Annotated in this window: 12 protein-coding genes; 5 read left to right on the top strand and 7 right to left on the bottom strand. The window is 70.9% G+C overall.

Annotated features, from left to right (window positions below; translation table 11 throughout):
* Positions 1-1,239 precede the first annotated feature (1,239 nt).
* Genes WH85_RS14285 through WH85_RS14295 form a run of 3 tightly spaced genes read right to left on the bottom strand, consistent with a single transcriptional unit; the run spans position 1,240 to position 4,822 of the window.
* Positions 1,240-2,163 carry a carbohydrate ABC transporter permease gene (locus WH85_RS14285; protein ID WP_045742311.1) on the bottom strand — a complete coding sequence of 308 codons (924 nt, stop codon included), beginning with the start codon at positions 2,161-2,163 and terminating at the stop codon, positions 1,240-1,242.
* Positions 2,160-3,167: an ABC transporter permease gene (locus WH85_RS14290; RefSeq protein ID WP_045742312.1), complete on the bottom strand. Its 1,008-nt coding sequence runs from the start codon at positions 3,165-3,167 to the stop codon at positions 2,160-2,162. Before WH85_RS14290 ends, WH85_RS14285 begins: the two co-directional genes overlap by 4 nt.
* A complete protein-coding gene (locus WH85_RS14295; protein WP_045742313.1) occupies positions 3,164-4,822 on the bottom strand; it encodes a type 2 periplasmic-binding domain-containing protein in 1,659 nt (552 codons plus the stop codon). The genes WH85_RS14290 and WH85_RS14295 overlap by 4 nt, the downstream gene beginning before the upstream one ends.
* A 189-nt stretch (positions 4,823-5,011) precedes the next feature.
* Here WH85_RS14295 and WH85_RS14300 point away from each other — a divergent pair, with 189 nt between their 5' ends.
* Positions 5,012-6,214, top strand: a complete 1,203-nt coding sequence (locus tag WH85_RS14300; protein ID WP_045742314.1) for an ROK family protein — start codon at positions 5,012-5,014, stop codon at positions 6,212-6,214.
* Positions 6,215-6,409: 195 nt separating this feature from the next.
* The gene (locus WH85_RS14305; RefSeq protein WP_083449002.1) at positions 6,410-9,235 is read left to right on the top strand and encodes a glycoside hydrolase family 3 protein; all 2,826 of its coding nucleotides are present in this window, start codon (positions 6,410-6,412) and stop codon (positions 9,233-9,235) included.
* 201 nt (positions 9,236-9,436) lie between these two features.
* On the opposite strand, the gene WH85_RS14310 is transcribed toward WH85_RS14305, so the two are convergent.
* Positions 9,437-10,303, bottom strand: coding sequence for a helix-turn-helix transcriptional regulator (locus tag WH85_RS14310; protein WP_045742315.1), 867 nt, complete (start codon positions 10,301-10,303; stop codon positions 9,437-9,439).
* An 87-nt stretch (positions 10,304-10,390) separates the two neighbouring features.
* Between WH85_RS14310 and WH85_RS14315 the strand changes: the two genes are divergently transcribed.
* Positions 10,391-10,885: an SRPBCC family protein gene (locus tag WH85_RS14315; RefSeq protein ID WP_045742316.1), complete on the top strand. Its 495-nt coding sequence runs from the start codon at positions 10,391-10,393 to the stop codon at positions 10,883-10,885.
* 9 nt (positions 10,886-10,894) lie between these two features.
* Here WH85_RS14315 and WH85_RS14320 read toward each other — a convergent pair whose 3' ends face one another.
* Positions 10,895-13,012 (bottom strand): glycosyl hydrolase family 95 catalytic domain-containing protein, encoded by a 2,118-nt coding sequence (locus WH85_RS14320; protein WP_045742317.1) that lies wholly within the window; start codon positions 13,010-13,012, stop codon positions 10,895-10,897.
* A gap of 45 nt (positions 13,013-13,057) precedes the next feature.
* Between WH85_RS14320 and WH85_RS14325 the strand changes: the two genes are divergently transcribed.
* The gene (locus WH85_RS14325; protein ID WP_045742318.1) at positions 13,058-15,031 is read left to right on the top strand and encodes a beta-galactosidase; all 1,974 of its coding nucleotides are present in this window, start codon (positions 13,058-13,060) and stop codon (positions 15,029-15,031) included.
* 43 nt (positions 15,032-15,074) lie between these two features.
* On the opposite strand, the gene WH85_RS14330 is transcribed toward WH85_RS14325, so the two are convergent.
* Complete coding sequence (locus tag WH85_RS14330; protein WP_045742319.1) at positions 15,075-15,467, bottom strand: rhodanese-like domain-containing protein; 393 nt, start codon at positions 15,465-15,467, stop codon at positions 15,075-15,077.
* A 71-nt stretch (positions 15,468-15,538) separates the two neighbouring features.
* On the opposite strand from WH85_RS14330, the gene ftrA reads away from it, so the two are divergent.
* Positions 15,539-16,531: a transcriptional regulator FtrA gene (ftrA, locus tag WH85_RS14335; RefSeq protein ID WP_045742320.1), complete on the top strand. Its 993-nt coding sequence runs from the start codon at positions 15,539-15,541 to the stop codon at positions 16,529-16,531.
* Between the two features lie 726 nt (positions 16,532-17,257).
* Here the strand turns inward: ftrA and WH85_RS14340 are convergent.
* Positions 17,258-18,496 (bottom strand): FAD-binding protein, encoded by a 1,239-nt coding sequence (locus WH85_RS14340; protein WP_045742321.1) that lies wholly within the window; start codon positions 18,494-18,496, stop codon positions 17,258-17,260.
* Positions 18,497-18,500: the final 4 nt, after the last annotated feature.

Below are 18,500 nucleotides of genomic sequence, written 5' to 3' on the forward strand. Positions count from 1 at the left end.
CGTGCCGAGCCGGCTCGCATCGCTCGTACTTATGTCGATCGATTGCAGTTGACCAACAGAGTACGAAGCGAATTGGCATCGCGACAATGCGTGTGCGGGGAAAATCATGTGCCAATTCCAGATTGGAGGGTTGCCGTTGGTCCGAAGCCGCTGCAACTTGCAAAGTTGCAGGTAGATTTGCCGGATCGCAGCCCGTCGAGACCCGCGCCGGCATTTTTCCGCCCAGGCCGCCGGAATCGTAATCGGCAAGTGCAGTATTCCGTGGGTCGGCCTTTCAGTGAAATGCACCGAGTACTGGCCTTCGTGTTCAGTACTCCTTGTACTCGCCCGCGCAGACGCGTGAGTACATGAGTGCATCAGCGTGAATGCGCGGAGGAAGCCTGACACGGATCACCCTTCGACGACACCGGCGGGCGCGGCTCCGGCACACGGCGGGCCACGCCGGCGGTCAGCGCATCCCCCTGCCGCCCCGGGTGGCTCGTCGTCGTGTGACAAGGCGGAAACCGTCCTCGTGCACTACCGCGAGTACCGGCCTTTCTGCGTGAACATCGCCGGCGGTCACTGTTTCGGTGGCACTGCACGTCAGGTTCCCTGCGGCATCGACCGGTGAATCCGCACCGCTTTCGTCGCCCACGGTATTCCGGTGATCGACCGTGAATACGGTCTGTTCGAGGACTGCGGGCACGCCGGTGCCGCCGGACCGGGCGGAATCCCGGATTCCTCGAACTGTTCGAACACCGTGTCCCGGCATTCCGGCACGCCGCGAGGGCCCGTCAGGGGGGCGGTGGTGGCCGTCAGACACAGGCCCAGGGCGATCACCGCGGCGCCGGTCAGGGCATCGAGCGAACGCCGGACCGCCGGGCAAGCACCCGGCGCTGGGCCGCGACCAGGCTGGCGACGACGGTGAACCAGGCGATCGTGACGACCACGGCCACCGCGGAGAGCAGGCAGCACGCCGGTGAAGGCGCTGTCGGGGGCGACGAATTGGGGGAGTAAGGCGATGAAGAAGACGCCGGCCTTCGGGCTGAGACACGCCCGCGGCGATCCCGGCGGCCGCCAGATGTCGTGCCGCCGGCCACCCACCATCGATCGGCGCGGCGAAGTCCGGTCCGGGCGACTTCGCCGCCAGGGCCGTGATGCCGGCGAAGGTCAGAACGTGCGCGGTCGTCGTCTGCCCGCATCCTGCACCTACGGCCCTGGCCGGGGCCAGGGCCGTACCGGAAGGCCCGGCCTCGACGCCTATCCCTTGACTGCTCCGATGATCACGCCCTTGGTGAAGTGGCGCTGGACGAACGGATAGATGATCAGCGCGGGCACGATCGTGACCACCACCACGGCCATCTTGATCGCAAGGCTGGGCGGCATCGACGCCCCCAACCCGGGGATGTAGACCGCCGCACCCGACGTCAACGGCGACTGCCCGGCCAGGATGAACTGCTGCAGCACCCGCTGCACCGGCTGCAGGTCGTTACGGTCGATGTAGAGGATCGCGTTGAAGAAAGCGTTCCAGTAGCCGACCGCGTAGAACAGCCCGACCACAGCGGTCACCGCTTTGGAGAGCGGCAGCACGATCCGGGTGAGGATGCGGAACTCGCCGGCGCCGTCGATCCGGGCGCTGTCCAGCAGCTCGCCGGGGATGCTCATGAAGAACGCCCGCAGCACCACCAGGTTGAACGCACTGATCGCGGTGGGCAGGATCAGCGAGAGCAGGTTGTCCTTGAGGCCCAGGCCGGTGACCACCAGATAGCTCGGGATCATGCCCGGATAGATCAGGAATGTCAGCAGGAAGTAGAACAGGATCGGCCGGTGCCCGAGTGTCCCCGGCCGGGACAGCCCGTAGGCCGCGAGCACCGTGACGATCAGGCTCAGTGCCGTGCCGACCGCCGTCACCAGCGTGCTCACCAGGACCGCGTCGGTGACCTGCCCACCCGAGAAGATCACCACGTAGGCCGACGGGTTGAACTCGCGGGGCAGGAAGACGTAGCCACCGGCCTCGTTGATCGTCTTCTCGGACGAGAGGCTGGTGACCACGACCACCCAGAGCGGGACGAGCACGGCCGCCACCACCACGGTGAGGATCGTGCCCTTGCCGAACTGACCGAGGAGCGTGGGCTTCTCCTCCCACACCGGCCGGGAACTCTTGCGAACAGCGCTGACGCTCATGACTTGGAATAGATCCCTTGCTCGCCGAACCGGTGCGCGATCTTGTTGGCCCCGATGATGAGCAGGAGGCCGACCACCGCCTTGAGCAGGCCGGCGGCCGCACCGACGCCCCATTGCTGGACCGCGATGCCCTGGTAGTAGACGTAGGTGTCGAGCACCTCGGCGGCGTCCCGGCCGACCGCCTCACGTTGCAGCACGAACTGCTCGAAGCCGACGTTGAGCGCGTCGCCCAGTCGCAGGATCAGCAGCAGGACGATGACCGGCCGCAGCCCGGGCAGGGTGATGTGCCAGAGCCGTCGCCACCGCCCGGCACCGTCGGCCGCGGACGCCTCGTACAGGCTCGGGTCGATGGCCGCCAGCGCCGCCAGGAAGACGATCATGCCCCAGCCCGCGTCCTTCCAGACCGCTTGCGAGGTGATCAGGAAGACGAACGTGTCCGGGTTCGTCATGATGTCCGGAACGGCCATCCCGGACTGACGCAGGGTCTGGGCGATCAACCCGGCACCGCCGAGCATCATCTGGAACAGCGAGACAACCAGCACCCAGCTGAAGAAGTGCGGCAGATAGACGACGCTCTGCACCAGCGACCGCAGGCGCGGCGACATGATGCTGTTCAGCAGGATCGCCAGGATGATCGGGATCGGGAAGTAGAACACCAACTGGAACGCCGTGATGGACAGGGTGTTGACCACCGCATCCCAGAACGACGGGTTCTTGAACAGGTACTCGAAGTTGCCGAACCCGATCCACTCGCTGTAGAGGAACGCCTCCAGCGGGTTGTCCCCGGCGAACGGGTTGTAGTCCTGGAACGCGATCACGTTGCCCAGGGCCGGCAGGTAGTGGAAGACCGCCAGCAGGGCCATCGCCGGGAAGCACATGAGCAGCAGCGGCCAGTCCCGCCGCAGCCGCGCCCCGAAGGAGAGCTGCTGACGCTGCGGCGAGACCTTGGCCTTCTTGCGTTTCGTGTCGGGGGCCGACTCCGCCACGATCGGAGGGGCGCTCATCGTCCGTTGTCAGCCAGGACCTTGGCGTAGAAGTCGCGTGCCGCGTCGCCGCCGCCGGCCTTCCACTCGTCGATCACCTTCGGCAGGTCGGAGAGGGGACGCCGGCCGCGCTGAATGTCGGTGATCTTGTCGTCGGTGGGCTGCTGGATCGCCGCCTGCTGGGTCGGCACCTCGACCTTGATCCCCTCCCACGGGTTCTTCTCGAGGTACTGCGTGGCGTCGTTGCCCCAGTTCACGAAGTCGGACGCGTAGTTGGGGATGTCCGGGCCGCCGACCACCACCGGCGGACGGCCGCCGAGGAAGATGAACTGGTTGGCGAACTCCTTGACGTACAGGTCGTTGGTGACCGGTGCACCACTGGCGTCCCGGGTGAAGTGGGTGCCTTCCGTCCCGTAGTTCATCAGCTCGTACTCCTTGGTGCCGAACGGCGCCGCCACATAGTTGAGCACCCGCAGCAGCTCCGCCGTACGCTCCTGGCCCAGGCCCTTCTTGACGAAGGTCCACATGATCGACGGGGTGCCACCCCAGCGCACCGGGGGCTTGCCGGCATCCGCCCCGAATGCCTTGACCGCCTGCATGTTGAAGCCGGGCGTGGTGGCGATCGCGGGCCGCTGGACCTCTTTCCAGGCCCCACCGCCGTCGGCGAACATGAAGATCTTGCCGCCCTTGAAGAGCGTCTTGACGTCGCCGCCCTTGCTGCTGGCCAGCTCGGGGTGGATCAGCTTCTCGGCGTAGATCCGGGCCATGAACTCGACGGCCCGCTTGTACTCCTCGGTCTCGTACCGGTGGTAGACCTTGCCGTCGGCGCCCTTGGCCCAGCCGTTCTGCGACCCGGTGTTGCCGCAGATCTGCAGCACCTCCTGGAAGATGTCGCCGAACGCCCACTCGCCCTTGTCCGCGTTGGTCATCTTCTTGCCGAACTCGTAGACCTCGTCCAGCGTGGTCGGCGCGGCGATCCCACGCTGGTCGGCGATGTCCTTGCGGTAGAAGAGCATGGTCGGGAACGGGTTGTCACTGGGGAACGGGACGCCCATCAGCTTGCCGCCCCACACCGCGTCCTGCCACGACTTGGTGTCCAGGCCGGCCAGCAGCGGATAGGCGTTCGCCTTGTCCCCGGCCAGGTACGGCGTGAGGTCCTCGAAGAGCGCGTGTACGCCCTCGTTGAACCGGGCCAGCTTGTTGATCTCCCAGCCCGGGATGCAGGTCAGGTCGGGCACGTCTCGGGCGCCGAGCATGGTGTTCAGCTTGTCGCCGTAGGTGACGCCGTCCTGGATGCTGAAGTTGATCGTGCCGCCCAGGTCGGCGTTGACCCCGCCGACGAGCTTGTTGTCGGTCGGCGGCGCCGGGCCCCACCAGGGCGTGGTGGCCGAGATCGGCTGTCCGCTGGTGATCGGCTTCTCGGCGACCGCGTCGGCCAGCGACGTCGGGTACTTCTGGTATCCGTCGGCCACCGGCCGGGTGCCCTTGATGTCCGGCGGGACCAGGGTGGAGTCCTTGAAGGTCGGCACCACTCCGGCGGCCTGCTCGGCGGTGGTCGCCGAACCCTTGGAACCCGGCTCCTTGCTGCAGCCCGCGAGCGTCCCGCCACTGGCCAGTGAGGCCGCGCCGAGGCCGACCAGCCCCAGGAAGTTGCGCCTGTTCGTCGTTCCACCCACGGGCTTACCACCCTTCCGTTATGGAGTTACTTTGGTTAGCGTCTAAACTAAGTGCATCGAAGACAAGCTAACTGACGTGCGACGACCGGACAAGCGGTCTCTTGGGAGCGCGCCCACTGCGACGCTCCGTGGAGATGCGGCAAGATGATCCAGCGGGGCGGCACGGGACGGCCGAGAGCGGAGCTTGATGTGAAGACGACCAAGGCCGAGCCGCAACCGGCGGACTTCGCCGACGTGCGCGCCACCAACCTGGCCGTGGTCCTGCGCCATCTACGGGTCAACGGGCCCAGCTCACGCGCCTCGATCGCCGCGTCGACCGGGCTCAACAAGGCCACCGTCTCCAGCCTGACCAGTGACCTGATCGGCCAGCGGCTGCTGCGTGAGACCGGCCTGTCCGGCAACCGGATCGGCCGGCCCTCCACGGTGCTCGCCCTGGACGGTTCGGCCTATGCGGCCATCGGCCTGCAGGTCGCCGCGGACAGCCTGACCGCCCTCGCCGTCGACTTCGCCGGCGACCGGTTGCTGCTCTGGCACCGTGCGTTCGACGGCGAGCCGGCCACCACCGGCGCCGGCCGGGCGGTCACCGCGATCACCGCTCTCGCCCAGCGCGCCGCGGTCCGGGTCCGTCAGCAGGGGCGGCGCGTGCTCGGACTGACCGTCGCGGTTCCCGGCCTGGTGGAGGACGGCACGGTCCGGCTGTCGCCGCCGCTCGGCTGGTCCGACGTGGACCTGGGCGGCCGTCTCGCCGGATCGCTGCGCCAGCCCGGCCTGGACGTCGCGGTGGCGAACCACGCCGGCCTGGCCGCGCTCGCCGAGCTGCGCCACGGCGGCCATCCGGCCGGTCTCGACCTGACCTATGTCACCGGCGCCGCGGGCCTGGAGGCCGGGATCGTCGCCGACGGCCGCCTGCTGCTCGGCGCCCGCGGCTTCACCGGGCAGATCGGGCGGTTCGCGCTCGGCCCGGCCGGCTCCCCCACGCTGCAGGACTTGGCCGGCATCGAGCCGCTGGTCCGCCGCACCCTGCCGGACGTCGACCCGGAGGCGCTCACCGACCTCGGTCCGGCGGTCGAGCAACTGGCCGTCCTGGCCCGCTCCGGCGACGCCGGCGCCGTCGCGGCGCTCCGGGACACCGGATGTCACCTGGGTCAGGGCCTGGCCCTGGTGGCGAACCTGGTCAACCCCGAGGTGATCGTCCTCGGCGACCACTACGCGAGCCTCGCGGAGTGGATCGTCCCGGCGGCCGAGGCGGAGCTCGCCCGGCACACACTGGCACCCGCCGCGGGTGGCGCGCGCCTGGTCGCGTCCGCTCTGGGCCGGCACGCCGCGGCCCTCGGCGCGGCCGTCTCGCACCTGGACCGGATCGACACCGGGCACCTGCCGGAAACCCGCTGACGGAGACGCCCGACACATCCCGGCGGTGGCCGATCGAGCCCCGTCGTAACGATCCTCGCCTCTTGACCAACGTGTGACGAGGGTGCGAGCCTGACGGAACTCCGTCCGAAACATTCGCGAAATCCACGCGTGGTGGCTTTCGCCGCTCGATTGTCGAAGCGCTTCGACGACCGACTCGGCCCGAAGGAATACGTTGTGACCGATTCCCCCACTCGCATCGTTTTTCGCGACCCGCAGCAGAAACTCGCCACGCGGGTCACCGACCTCCTGGGCCGGCTGAACCTGGCGGAGAAGATCGGCCTGCTGCACCAGCACCAGGCCGCCGTCCCACGCCTGGGCGTCGATGCGTTCCGGACCGGCACCGAGGGGCTGCACGGGGTGGCCTGGCTCGGCGTCGCCACCACCTTCCCCCAGGTGGTCGGGCTCGCCAGCAGCTGGGACCCGGAGCTGCTGCGCCGCGTCGGCGAGGCGGTCGGCGTCGAGGTGCGCGCCATGCACCACCGCGACCCGGAGAACGTCGGCCTCAACGTGTGGGCGCCGGTGGTCAACCTGCTGCGCGACCCGCGGTGGGGACGCAACGAGGAGGGCTACGCCGAGGACCCCTGGCTGACCGGGGTGCTCAGCACGGCGTACTCGCGGGGGCTGCGCGGCGACCACCCGCTCTGGCTGCGGACGGCACCCACCCTCAAGCACTTCCTGGCCTACAACAACGAGACCGACCGGTGTCTGACCTCCAGCAACCTGCCGCCGCGGGTGCTGCACGAATACGAGCTCCCGGCATACCGGCCGGCGCTCGCGGACGGTGCCGCGGTCGCCGTGATGGCCTCGTACAACCTGGTCAACGGGCGCCCGGCACACCTCAGCCCGCTGATCAACGAGACGCTGCGGTCCTGGACCGAGGACGACGTGATGGTCGTCGGCGACGCCTGGGCGGTGCACAACCTCGCCGGTGACCAGCAGTGGAGCGAGGACCACGTGGCCGGTTTCGCCGCCGCGCTGCGGGCCGGCGTCGACTGCATCACCGAGGACCCCGCCGCGTCGGTCGCCCACCTCACCGCAGCCTGCGAACAGGGCCTGCTCAGCGAGTCCGACGTGGACGCCGCCGTCCGGCACATCCTGTCGGTGCGGATCCGCCTCGGCGAGTTCAACCCGGAGGAGGACCCGTTCCGGCACATCGGCCCCGAGGCCGTCGACTCCGCCGAGCACCGTGCGCTGGCCCGCGAGGCCACCCGCGCCTCGGTGGTGCTGCTGCGCAACGACGGCATCCTGCCACTGAACCCGGCGACGCCGCGGACCGTCGCGGTGATCGGGCCGCTCGCCGACGTGACCTTCGACGACTGGTACAGCGGCACTCCGCCGTACCGCCGGACCCTGCGCGACGGCATCACCGAACGGGTCGGCACCGTCCTCTTCCACGAGGGGGTGGACCGCGTCGCGTTGCGCTGCGCGGCCGGGCTCCTGGTCACTGATCACGATCTTCTTCGGGTACGCGCAGAGCACGGCACCCCGGACGACGCGCTCTTCGACGTGCTGGACTGGGGCGAGGAGACCATCTCGCTGCGCGCCGTGTCGAACGGTCTGTTCGTCGGCGCCGACGGTCTCGGGCCCGAGGCGCACCGACTCGTCCACGACCGGCCCGGCCCGAACGGCTGGGAGGTGCGCGAGACGTTCCGTTTCGTGCCGGTCTCCGGTGGTGTGCTGCTGCGGCACGTACAGAGCGGCCGCTTCCTGGCCGCCGGGGCCGACGGGGTGGTGCGGACCGCCGCCGAGGTGCCCGCCGACGCCACCGTCTTCACCGTCGACCTGCTCGTCGACGGCGTAACCGCGGCCGCCGCGGTGGCCGCGCAGGCCGACCTGGTCGTGCTCGCCCTCGGCAACCATCCGCTGGTGGCCGGCCGGGAGACCGCCGACCGGCGGGACCTGTCCCTGCCCGGCACCCAGAACGACCTGCTGCACGCGGTGCACGCCGCCAACCCGCGGACCGTGCTGGCGTTGACCAGCGCGTACCCGTATGCGATCGGCTGGGCCGCCGACCACCTGCCGGCCGTCCTCTGGTCGTCGCACGGCGGTCAGGAACACGGCGCCGCGCTCGCCGACGTCCTGTTCGGCGCGGAGCCGACCGGACGCCTCACCCAGACCTGGTACGCGGACACCGGCGACCTGCCGGAACTCCTCGACTACGACATCATCGCGACCGACGCGACCTATCTCTACTACCGGGGCACGCCGCTGTTCCCGTTCGGCCACGGCCTCGGCTACACGACGTTCCACCACGAGAACCTGCGGCTGAGCGCGACCACGGTCGACCCGTCCGGCACGGTCACGGTCAGCGTCGACGTCGTCAACACCGGCGATCGGGCCGGCACCGAGGTCGTCCAGCTGTACACCCGTCAGCAGCGTTCCCGGGTCAAGCAGCCGCTGCGCAGCCTGCGCGGATACCGCCGGATCCACCTCGAACCCGGGGCGCGCGCCACCGTCGAGATCCCGCTGGCCGCCGCCGACCTGGCGTTCTGGGACGTCACCCGGTCCCGTTGGGTGGTCGAGGACGCCGGGCACACGATCGCCGTCGGCCGGTCCAGCACCGACTGGACGCAGACCGCGACCCTGCGCGTCGACGGTGAACGCATCCCGTCCCGTGACCCGCGGGCCGGCCTGCGCCTGATCGACAACGACGGTTACGACGCCGTCCTGCCCGCCCCGGTCGACCGCGCTCCCGGCGAGGCCCTGCGCAGCGTCCACGCCGGCGCCTGGGCGGTCTTCGACGACGTCGACTTCGGCGCCGGCGTCACGAGCCTGCGCGCCGAGGCCGCCGCCTGGGGCGAGGCCGCGACACTCACCCTGCGCCTGGACGACCCGCTCTCCGGACCGGTCCTGGCCACCGTCCCGGTCCCGCCGGTCGAGGGCCGCGAGGAATTGACCGAGGTGACCGCCGGTTTCCCGCCGGTGGCCGGCACCCACGACCTGTACCTCCGCTACGACCACCCGGATCTCACCGTCGCCACCGTCACCTTCGACGCCTAGACACCTCTCGTCATCGGGGTCCGAAGCCCATCCGTGTGGTGACTTCGGGCGTGCAGCGCGCCCGTATTCACCACACCCGCCATGGTGTGGTGACTTCGGGCGTGCAGCGCGCCCGTAATCACCACACCCGCCATGGTGTGGTGAATACGGGCGTCCAGCGCGCCCGTAATCACCACACGGATGGGCTTCGTCCCTGCGTGTCTAGGCGGTGGCCCGTTCCTTCTCCGTCGAGCGGTCGGCCGTCACCCGCAGCCAGTCCAGCCTGTCGGCGTCGGGGGACCCCGCTGCCGCGGTGTAGGCGACGATGCGCAGGTCGGCGCCGGGCACCGTCAGCACATCGCAGTCAAGCGTCACGTCGCCGATCTCCGGGTGGCTGATCGTCTTCTCGTCACTGGTCAGCGTCGTGGCGCCGACCGTCGTCCACAGGCGCTCGAACTCCGGCGAGGCCTGCCGGAAGCCGGTCACCAGCGCGGCCAGCCGTGGATCGGCGGGGTACCGGTCCGCGGCGTCCTTGAGGTCGGCGACGATGGTGGCTGCGAAGGCGTCCGGCCCGGCCGTCGAGGTCAGTGGCCGCAGGTAGGCGGGCGCGGACCCGGTGCCGAACAGCATGTGCGCGATGGTGCGCTCCGGTTCGGGGATGACGGCCGGGTCACCGTGCAGGGCGATCCACATGGGGTTCCACCACAGCAGCCGCCAGTCCGCCGCGAAGATCCCGATCGGCACGTCACCGAGCCGGGCGGCGAGCCGCTGGACACCCGGCGGGACATGGTCGTCGACCATCCCGTCCTGCGGCGGCAGCAGCCCGGCGGCGCGGAAGAGCTGGTCGCGTTCCGGTCGCCGGAGTTGAAGGGCCCGGGTGATCGCGGCCACCACCTGCGCCGACGGATTCGTGGCGCGGCCCTGTTCGAGGCGTAGCACGTACTCCACGGACAGCCCGGCCAGTCCGGCCAGATCCTCACGTCGCAGGCCGGGAGTGCGGCTCCTGGCCGTCCGGGTGAGCCCGGCGTCGGCCGGATCCAGCCGATCACGCCATCGCCGTACCAGGGCACCGAAGGTCACCGCGCTCATCGCTTCATGATCGCAGCCTGGGTACCGCTGGTACCAGGGTCGATCAGGTGCCTGGCTGCCCCCTGCCGATGGCCGGAAGCTGATCCCATGCTCATCACCAGTACCGACCGGACCGTTCCGATCACCGTCTTCGCCCGGACGTCCGCCACCCCCGCCGTCACGTTCCGGATCATCGCCCCGATCGACCTGAGCCGGGTCTTCGTCGCCGACCGCCTGTTCCCGGGGATCGCCGGGGTGGAGGACCAGACCAGCGACTGGGACCACGCCGGGGTGTCCCGGCGGCCACGGTTCACCGACGGTTCGCACGCCACCGAGGCGCTCACCGAATACGTCGACGGCCACGGTTTCGCGTACGAGCTGACCGGCTTCACCAACGCCCTGGGTGCGCTGGCCCGCGGCGTCCGCGGTGAGTTCTCGTTCCTGCCCGACGGGGACGGTACTACGATCCGCTGGACGTACGAGTTCAAGCCCCTCCCCGGACGAAAGCTGATCATCGCCGGGCCGTTCCGCCCGCTGTGGCAGCGTTACATGCAGGCGGCGCTGAACCGGATGGTCGCGGTCGTCCAGGGGGAAGCCGTGTGAGCGGGAGCGTCAGCGCGGGGCGGAGACCTGGTGGGGGTGGTCCGCCCGCAACGTGACCGTTTTCGTCAAGCCGGGCAGGCCCAGTTCGACCGTGCGGTCGACGGGTGAGGTCAGCGTCGCGTCGACCCGGTCCGGGGTCCAGGACACGTCGACGGTCACCGGGCCGCGGGCGACCAGGCCGCGGACGCTCCCGGACGGCCACGCGCCGGGCAGCGCCGGGAGCAGGTCGACCCGGGCCACCCCGTCCGGTCCCACGTCCCGGCTGCGCAGTACCATCGCCACGATCAGCGCCGGGTAGGCGCCGGCCACGTCCACGTTGAACATGTGGTCGCGGTTGTGGGTGGGCACCATCGTCGGACGCCAGTACGCGTCACCCAGTCGTTCCAGTGCCGCGTACGCCTCCGCGGCCAGGCCCAGGTGCGCGGCTGCCACGCCGAGCAGCGCCAGGCCGTACCCCATCTCGTCGGACGCCTCGCTCAGCCACCACCGCAGGCGGGCCCGGACCGTCGCCACCGCGGCCGCGTGCAGAGCCGGGTCGGCGTCGACGAGCGGGTCGCCGGCGTACAGGAACGGGACCAGATGACTGGAGTGCCGGTGTTCGTGGTGGTCGCCGAACCTCGGGTCGATCCATTCGGCCAGCTCGCCGGCGGCGTTGATCCGGTGGGGCGGCAGCGCCTCCAGCAGGGTGCGCCGGCGGTCCGCCGACGGGTGGTCCGGGTCCAGGGCGAGCAGACCGCGGAGCAGATCCCGGACGGCCTGCACGTCGAGGGTGGCGTCGGCGCAGGCCTGGGCGCCGGCGCCGTCCGGATCGTTCTCCGGGGAGTAGGACGGGCTGAACCGGGCGCGACCGTCGACGATCTCGACGACGTGCAGGTGGAAGTCGGCGACCTCGCGGAGGAACGGGAGGGCCCGGGCGGCGAGGAACTCCCGGTCGGCGGTGTGCTGCCAGTGGTCGAGGTACAGGCGGGCCAGCCAGGCGGCTGCCGCGGTCCAGAACGTCAGGCACCAGACCGGTCCGAAGTGGTTCTGCCGGCCGTGACTGCCCAGGTGTGCGGGGATGTAGACGCCGGGCGCGCCGTACAGCCGCCGGGCGTTCTCCCGGAAGTCGTCGTGCAGGGTGTCGAGCAGGTCGAACAGTGGTGTCATCAGTTCCGGAGTGCCGGTGGAATGCACCGACAGCAGCGCGGCCTGCAGGTTGCCGTCGACGGTCCAGCCGCTGCGCCACGGCGGCGACCAGGAACCGGACCAGACGCCCTGCAGGGTCGGCGGGCGGGTACCGGTGCTGCTGATGATCGCGTAGCGGCCGGCGTCGAACAGTTGCTGCTCCCGGCGTCCGCCCAGGTCGAGCGTGACCCGTCCGGCCAGGTCGCCGTGCCGGACGACGTGGGCCGCCAGGAGGCCGTCGAAGTCGCCGTCGGGAAGGGCTCCCGGCCGGTCCGGGGAGGGGGTGGCCCGGGCGACGATCAAAACCTCTTCCCGGGTACGCGTGACGCGCACGCCGACGGTGTATCCCGGCAGCGCCCCCGCCCAGTCCACGCCCGGGAACCGTGCGGTGAGCAGCAGTTCGTCTCCGGACCGCCGGGTGACGGCGTCCACCGGTCGTTCCGGTCGCCCGTCGGTGAGCCCGATCGTCACGGTTCCGTCGACGCCCCGGATCCGGGTCACCACCGCGTCGTGGACCCGGGACACGAACGTCTCGCAGGTCACCCCGTCCCAGGTCTGGGTCACCACACCGGTGGCGAAGTCGGTGCCCCGCGACCAGCCGGCGCCCACCGGACCGTCCGGGGTGAACGTGATCGTCGCCGCCGGGATCAGCGGATCGGTCCAGCGCGTTTCCGCGTACCCCGGATGCTCTTGAACTGCCAGGTCGCACACCGCCTGCGCCGCCTCGCTGAAGCGCCCGCCCGCGATGAGATCGCGCAGTCGCGGCAGGGCCGCGGCGGTGGCCGGTGCCGGGAGCGGCTCGGTGACCGGCTGGAAGATCTCCTCGTGGGCCAGGGTGAAGCGCAGCGCGGTGGGGGAGCCGTAGCAGAGGACACCCTGCCGGCCGTTCCCGCTGATCAGCGCGCGCTCCCAGTCCTCGGTGCTCGTCGTGATGCGGAAGGACTGATTGACAGCGGTATGCACTCTGCCTACTTTGTTTATCGTCCAAACTAAAGTCAAGGCGGTGCGATGCTCTTCTTCGGCGGCGACTACAACCCCGAGCAGTGGCCGGAGAAGGTCTGGGACGACGACGTCGCGCTGATGCGCCAGGCCGGCATCACCATGGTGTCACTCGGCATCTTCGCCTGGTCGCACCTGGAACCCCGCGAGGGCGAGTACGAGTTCGGCTGGCTCGACCGGATCATGGACAGGCTGCACGACGGCGGCATCCGGGTCGCCCTGGCCACCCCGACCGCCTCACCGCCGCCCTGGTTCACGCTCGCCCACCCGTCGGCCCTGCCGGTCAACGCCGACGGGGTCCGCCTCACCCACGGCAGCCGCGACACCTACTGCGCGTCCGCACCCGCCTACCGCGCGGCCGCCCGCCGCATCGCCGCCGCCCTGGGCGAGCGGTATGCCGGGCACCCGGCGCTGGCGATGTGGCACGTGCACAACGAGTACGGGACGGACTGCCGCTGCGATCTGACCGCCGAGGCCTTCCGGACCTGGCTGCGGGACCGGCACGGCGACCTGGACGTGCTGAACGAGGCGTGGACCACCGCGTTCTGGAGCCAGCGGTACTCGGACTGGTCGCAGATCATGCCGCCGCGCGCCACCCAGTACCTGCCGAACCCGGCCCAGGTGCTGGACTTCCGCCGGTTCCTCTCCGACGAGTTGCTGGGCGCGTTCACCGAACAGCGCGACGTGCTGCGCTCCTTCACCCCGGACATCCCGGTGACCACCAACTTCGTCCAGGGCGGCTGGGTCAGCGTCGACCACGCCCGGTGGGCCGCCGAGGTGGACCTCGTCGCGGTCGACCACTACCCGGACTCGGCCGGACCGGGAGCCGAGGAGGAGACCGCCTTCGCCGGTGACCTGGCCCGCGGCTGGGGCGGGGGATCGTGGCTGCTGATGGAGACCGCGCCCAACCTGATCTACACGCCGGGCCGGATGCACGCCAAGGAGCCGGGACGTCTCACCCGGCACAGCCTCGGCTACGTGGCGCGCGGCTCCCGAGGGGCGATGTACTTCCAGTGGCGGCAGCCCCGCGGCGGCGCCGAACTGTTCCACTCGGCGCTGGTGCCGCACGCGGGCGCGGACAGCCCGGTGTTCCGGGAGGCGGTCGGACTGGGACGCGCCCTCAAGAACCTTGCCACCACGGCCGGCGCGGCACCGCCCGCGGCGCGGATCGCGGTGGCCTGGGACGCCCCCTCCTGGTGGGCGCTGCAAGGGGCGGGACTCCCGGCCGCGGACATCGACTACCTCGCCGCGGTCCGGCAGGCCCACCGCGCGCTGTTCCGCGCCAAACGCCAGACCGGTTTCGTCTTCCCCGGCCTGGAATCCTTCCCGGAGAGCCTCGGCGCCTACTCGATGATCGTGCTGCCGCACCTCTACCTCGTCTCGGACCGGGCCGCCGCGGCGCTCGGCGACTGGGTGGCCGCCGGTGGCCACCTGGTGGTCGGCTACCTCAGTGGCATCGCGGACCCGGCCGGCCGGATCCGGCTGGGCGGTTACCCGGGCGCCTTCCGCGACCTTCTGGGGGTACGGGCGGTCGAATGGCACCCGCAGCCCCCGGAGACGACGCTGCTGCTCGACGACGGCACGGTCGCCGGCCGCTGGGCGGAACGGGTGGAGACCGCGGGCGCCGCGACGGTCGCGTTGTACACGTCGGGGGTGCTGGCCGGCGCCCCGGCGATCACCCGTCGCGAGGTCGGGGCGGGCGTGGCGTGGTACCTCTCCACCGGACTCGACGACGACAGCCTGGAACGGCTGCTCGGCACGGTGGCGTCCGAGGCGGGCGTGGGGCCGGTGCTGGAAGGGCTGCCCCGCGACGTCGAGGCGGTACGCCGGGACGACCTGCTGTACCTGTTCAACCACGGACCGGTCGCGGCGTCGTTGCCGCTGCCCGGTCCGGCGGTCGACGCGGTGACCGGCCGGCCGTTGCACGGTGCCGTCACGGTCGCCGGTGGGGGCTGTCTGATCGCGCGGCTCTCTGCGGTTTGATCTTTTTCGGTTTGATCTCTTGTGGCTCGATCTCTTGGCTTGATCAACATCCGCAGGGGGCGGTCAGTTCGTCGACCGGACGGGTCACCTCGCCGGTCGACGTGACCACCGGGAAACCCTCCCGAGCCCAGTACTCGAAGCCGCCGATCATCTCGCGGACCCGGTGGCCGTGCCGGGCGAGTTCCAGGGCCGCCTTGGTCGCGCCGTTGCAGCCCGGCCCCCAGCAGTAGACGACCAGCTCGGCGTCCCGGGGCAGGGTCGCCGGATCGGGCCGGTGGACGGCACCCGGGAGGTGCCCCTGATCCCAGGAGGCGGTGTTCCGGGAGTCGATCACGATCAGTCCGGGCCGGCCGGACTCCAGGGCGGCGTGCACGTCACTGACGTCGGTCTCGAAGGCCAGTTTCGCGGCGAAGAAGGCCTCAGCGCTGTTGTTCATGATCCGATCCTGCGATGTCGTGGGCCGGCCGGACCAGTGGCGGGAACGACGGCGGGCGCTAACATCGCGCCATGCTGACGGTGGGACGGCGCGGCCACGCGGTGGCGGTGCTGGCATACGACGGGATGTCGGTGTTCGAAACCGGCATCGTCACCGAGATCTTCGGGCTGCCCCGGCCCGAATTCGACGTGCCCTGGTACGAGTTGACCATCTGCGCCGAACGGCCCGGACCGATCCGTCTCGTCGGCGGCGCCACCCTGCACACCACGCACGGGCTGGAGGTGTTCCAGCAGGCCGAGACGCTGATCGTGCCCGGGGTGCCGGACGTCGAAGCAGCGACCTCCCCGGCCCTGGCGTCCACGCTGCGCCGGGCCCACGCCCGGGGCGCGCGGATCATGTCGATCTGCTCGGGCGCGTTCGCCCTGGCCGGCGCGGGACTCCTGGACGGCCGCCGGGCCACCACCCACTGGCGATACGCGGCCGCCCTGCGCCGGCGGCACCCCGCCGTCGACGTCGACGCGGACGTGCTCTACATCGACGACGGCACGGTCCTGACCAGCGCGGGCAGCGCCGCCGGACTCGACCTGTGCCTGCACGTGGTACGCCGCGACCACGGCACCGGCATCGCCAACGCGGTCGCCCGGCGCCTCGTCGTCCCACCCCACCGGGACGGCGGCCAAGCCCAGTTCGTCGAGACGCCGATGCCCGCCGACGCGGACGACGACCGGGTCGCGGGCAGCATCGCGTGGGCACTGGGCCACCTCGCCACCCCGATCACCGTCGACCAACTGGCCCGGCGCGCGCACATGTCGTCGCGGACGTACCTGCGGCACTTCGCCCGGGCGACCGGCACCAGCCCGATCCGGTGGCTGATCGCGCAGCGCGTACACGCGAGCCTGGCCCTGCTGGAGGACGGCGGGCTGCCGATCGAGGAGGTGGCGGCGGCTGTCGGCTTCGACGCCGCGGTGACCTTCCGCCACCACTTCAGCCGGGCGATGCGTACGTCGCCGTCCGCCTACCGCCGTGCCTTCAGCGCCGCCCAGCAGCAGTCCCCGTCTTGTTGACTGCTGGCGCCCGGTCACGCTGACCGCGCTGGTGCTCCGTCACGCCCGGCGTCGGCACCCGCACTCTCGGATCGTGCCGACTCCGGGGCGTGCCGGGTTCGGATCGTGCCGGGTTCGGATCGTGCCGGGTTCGGATCGTGCCGACTCCGGGGCGTGCCGGGTTCGGGGCGTGCCGAGTTCGGGTTGTGCCGGGCCGGGGTCGTGCCGGGCTTGGGTCGTCAGCCGTCGTCCACGGTCGTCGTCAGTCCATGGCTCGACCGTGTCCGACGGCTGGGTTGGCGGAGCCGTCGGACACGGCTGTTCAGGAGGCGAAGTTCAGCCCTGAGTGGCGGCTCGGGATGGGCGGCCGTCGTTGAGGGTCGTTTCCGGCTCTTGGATCAGCCGTGGGTGACGGCTGGGGGTGGTTCAGCCGTCGTCCACGGCTGTTCGGGAGGTGGGGTTCAGCCGTGGACGACGGCTCGGGGTCGTCAGCCGTTCTTCAGGGTTCTTTCTGCGGCGTCGGGCGACCGCTGGCGACGGCTCGTGTTTGTGGGCCGTCGCCCACGGCTGTGCTCGGATTGCAGGTAACCGTGGCCGACGGCTGGGGCGGCCCTGCGGGGTCACACGGCGAGGGGTTCGCGCTGCGGGACCGCAAGGTAAAGGGACCGCAAGGCAAGGGGACCGCAAGGCAAGGGGACCGCAAGGCAAGGGGCTCGCGCTCCGGGGACTCCCTCTGCTGGGTGCGGGTCAGTCGAGGAGGGCGTCCAGCCACGGGTTGCGGAACGTGCCGGACGGGTCGAAGCGGCGGGTCAGGGCGGCGAAGTCGTCGAAACGGGGGTAGGCGGCTCGCACGTCGGCCGGGGCCATCGTGAAGACCTTGCCCCAGTGCGGGCGGGGGGACAGCGGGGCGAGCGCCTTCTCCAGGTCGGCGACGACCGGGAGCACCGCCTCGGTGTCGGCGATCCAGGTGAAGTGCAGGGCCAGGCTGTCCCGCCCGTGGTTGGGGCTGAGCCACAGGTCGTCGGCGGCGATGGTGCGGATTTCGCAGATCTGCAGGACGTCGGCGACCCGTCCGCGTAGTCCGCCGACCGCGTCGAGGGCGGCCACCGCGTGTTCGCGGGCGATGTGCCATTCGGACTGGAGTTCCTCACCGCTGCTCGGGGTGAACTCCATCCGGAAGTGTGGCAGGCGCTCCTGCCACGGGCCGGGGACGCCGCCCTGCTCGGTGCAGTTCACCGTGGGCATGCCGGGCACCGGGTGGCGCGGGCCGTCGGCGCGGCGGGCGCCGAAGTAGTCGTCGCCGGTCAGCGGGTCGGGCCGTTTCAGCCACACCTGGTCGATGTCGGGTCCGGTCCAGCTGGTGAAGAGGCTGACGCTGTAACCGTCGGCGAGGATCTCCTCCAGGTCGGTGCGGAGGGCGGCGGCCGGCAGGTTCTCGAAGACGTACTGGCGCAGCGGGAACGACGGCACCACGTCGAGGGTGAGGGCGGTGACCACGCCGAGCGCGCCGAGCCCGACGACGGCGCCGGCGAAGTCGGGGTCGCCCCGGCGCAGGGTGACCGTCTCGCCGTCGGCGCGGATCAGTTCGACGGCGGCGACGGCGGTGGCCAGGTTGCCGTTGCGGATGCCCGAGCCGTGCGTGGCGGTGGCGACCGCGCCGGCGACCGAGATGTGCGGCAGCGAGGCCAGGTTGTGCACGGCCAAGCCCTCGGCCTGCAGGGCGGTGGCCAGTTCGCCGTACCGGATGCCGCCGTCGACGCGGACCGTGGTCCGGTCCGGTCCGATCTCGACGGTGCGCGGGAGGTCGGCGAGGGAGATCAGGTCGCCGTCGGTGTCGGCGATCCGGTTGAACGAGTGGCCGCTGCCGAGCACGCGCAGTTTCGGTGCCGCGGTGACGATCGCGCGGACTTCGGCGGTGGAGGTGGGGCGGTGCACGTGATGCGCGCCGAAGACGATGTTGCCGGCCCAGTTGGTCAATTCCCGCATCGCT

This window comes from Actinoplanes rectilineatus (assembly GCF_000962825.1).
GTDB lineage: Bacteria > Actinomycetota > Actinomycetes > Mycobacteriales > Micromonosporaceae > Actinoplanes > Actinoplanes rectilineatus.

Bases quoted from the DNA above. Each gene is read 5' to 3' on its own strand.
- WH85_RS14325 (WP_045742318.1), top strand. From the start codon at position 13,058: ATGCTCTTCTTCGGCGGCGACTACAACCCCGAGCAGTGGCCGGAGAAG.
- ftrA (WP_045742320.1), top strand. From the start codon at position 15,539: ATGCTGACGGTGGGACGGCGCGGCCACGCGGTGGCGGTGCTGGCATAC.
- WH85_RS14285 (WP_045742311.1), bottom strand. From the start codon at position 2,163: ATGAGCGTCAGCGCTGTTCGCAAGAGTTCCCGGCCGGTGTGGGAGGAG.
- WH85_RS14310 (WP_045742315.1), bottom strand. From the start codon at position 10,303: ATGAGCGCGGTGACCTTCGGTGCCCTGGTACGGCGATGGCGTGATCGG.
- WH85_RS14315 (WP_045742316.1), top strand. From the start codon at position 10,391: ATGCTCATCACCAGTACCGACCGGACCGTTCCGATCACCGTCTTCGCC.
- WH85_RS14330 (WP_045742319.1), bottom strand. From the start codon at position 15,467: ATGAACAACAGCGCTGAGGCCTTCTTCGCCGCGAAACTGGCCTTCGAG.
- WH85_RS14290 (WP_045742312.1), bottom strand. From the start codon at position 3,167: ATGAGCGCCCCTCCGATCGTGGCGGAGTCGGCCCCCGACACGAAACGC.
- WH85_RS14340 (WP_045742321.1), bottom strand. From the start codon at position 18,496: ATGCGGGAATTGACCAACTGGGCCGGCAACATCGTCTTCGGCGCGCAT.